The organism is Falsiroseomonas oryzae (genome assembly GCF_027856955.1).
GTDB classification, from domain to species: Bacteria; Pseudomonadota; Alphaproteobacteria; order Acetobacterales; family Acetobacteraceae; genus Falsiroseomonas; species Falsiroseomonas oryzae.
On sequence record NZ_JAPSMD010000690.1, the window covers coordinates 1 to 1,931 of the forward strand.

General features: G+C 72.6%; 1 protein-coding gene and 1 pseudogene. One reads left to right on the top strand and one right to left on the bottom strand.

What is annotated here, in order from left to right:
* A pseudogene (locus tag OZN99_RS30650) lies at positions 1-871 on the top strand (AsmA-like C-terminal region-containing protein); the annotation flags it as partial.
* An 8-nt stretch (positions 872-879) separates the two neighbouring features.
* Here OZN99_RS30650 and OZN99_RS30655 read toward each other — a convergent pair.
* The coding region (locus OZN99_RS30655; RefSeq protein WP_270938989.1) for a formate dehydrogenase subunit gamma at positions 880-1,931 on the bottom strand (1,052 nt) is incomplete at its 5' end.

A 1,931-nucleotide genomic window follows, 5' to 3' on the forward strand; every position in this document is an offset into this window, starting at 1 on the left:
CTGGCGCGTCGCGCTGCGCGGCCAGGTGCTCGACCTCCGCCGCAAGATGGCGGACGACACGCCCGCTGGGCCGGCGGCCGCCGAGCCGGGCCCGGCCGTCGCCGTCGAAGGCCGCTTCGACCGCGTGCTGATCGGACCGGATCGCGAGCTCGCCGCCGTGGACGCGAATGTGCAGGTGGACGGCCGCGGCGTGTTGCGGCAAGGGCGGCTGACCGGACGCGCCGGCCCGCGCGGCCCCTTCGAGGCGAGCATCACGCCGCAGGGCCAGGGCCGCGCGCTGCGATTGACGGCGGAGGATGCCGGCGCGCTGCTGCACGCCTTCGGCGTGCTGCGGCACCTGGAAGGCGGGCGCCTATCCGTCATGGCGACCTACGCGCACGACGCTCCGGGCGCACCACTGTCCGGCACAGCGGAGATGACCGACTTCGCCGTGCACAACGCACCGGCCTTCGGCAAGCTGCTGCAGGCGATGACGCTTTACGGCCTGCTCGAGGCAATGTCGGGGCCCGGCCTCGGCTTCTCCCGCCTCGTTGCGCCCTTCACGCTGACGCCGGACACGCTGACGCTGAGCGAGGCCCGCGCCTTCTCGGCCTCGCTCGGGCTGACGGCCAAAGGCACGCTGGACCGGCGCCGACAGCACCTGTCGATGGAAGGCACGATCGTCCCCGCCTACGTCTTCAACTCGCTGCTCGGCAACATCCCGATCCTCGGCCGGCTCTTCTCGCCGGAGCAGGGCGGCGGCGTCTTCGCCGCGACATGGCGGCTGCAGGGCCCGCAGGATGACCCGCAGGTCAGCGTCAACCCGCTGGCCGCGCTGACGCCGGGCTTCCTGCGCGGCCTGTTCGGCATCGGGCAGCAGCCGGCGCCGTAGCGGCGAGGTCAGTCGGCGCCGGCAACGCGCCCGGGCGGCAGGCGGTCGTTGGCCACGTCGGTCCTGGCGCGCGCGACCTCCTCCTCCAGCCACTGGCTGTGGTGCTCGCGCGCCCAGTTGTAGTCCACCTCGCCGTCGCGCATGCCCTCGAAGGCGCCTTCCATGCCGATCGTGCCGATGTAGATGTGGCCGAGGATCACCGCGGTCATCGCCATCGCCAGCATGCCATGCGCGATGTGCGCCCATTGCTGCGAGACCACGTTGTCGAGCAGCCCCGGCAGCATCAGCAGGATGCCGGAGACGGCGACCGCGATTCCGCCCAGCATAACGAACCAATACAGCGCCTTCTGCGCCGCGTTGAACTTGCCCGCCGGCGGATGCTGCTTCGAGAACGGCCCGCCGGCGCGGATCCAGGCGAGGTCCACGCGGCCCGGCACGTTCTCCCTCGCCCAGTGGACCAGCATGACCACCACGCCGGCCATGAAGGCGAAGGCCACGTAGTGGTGCACCGCCTGGCCCCACAGCGTCAGCGCGGTGAAGGCCCCCGGCCCGATCAGGGGGCGCAGGACGTAGGCGCCGTAGGTGATGTTGAGCCCGGTCAGCGCGAGCACGATGAAGCTCGCCGCGGTCATCCAGTGGTTCGCGCGCTCGAACAGGGTGTAGCGGGCGATGCGCCGGCCGGAGCGGCCGGAGTCGATCCGCGTGGGGCCGCGCAGCAGGTAGAAGACCGCCAGGGCCAGCGCCGTACCGATCACCGCGAGGATGCCGGTAGTGGTCAGCACGCGGTTGCGGAACTGCCGCCAGTCCCGGCCCTGCGGCTGGATCAGGATGCCGGCCGACTGATTCGGGATGGTGACGCGCCCGTCGATCACGCCGCCCTGCAACGCGCGCTGCAGCTCGAGCTCGGACGCATCGAAGGGCGCGCGCGTGCCCATTGGCGGGCCGGGGCGGATCTCGGTGGTCGGGGTGGTGGGCTGCGGCGCGACGGCCCGGGGCTCGGCGGGACGCGCGCCGCCGGTCGGCGTCTGCGGTTCGCTCGTCTCGGGCTGCTGCGCGTTCG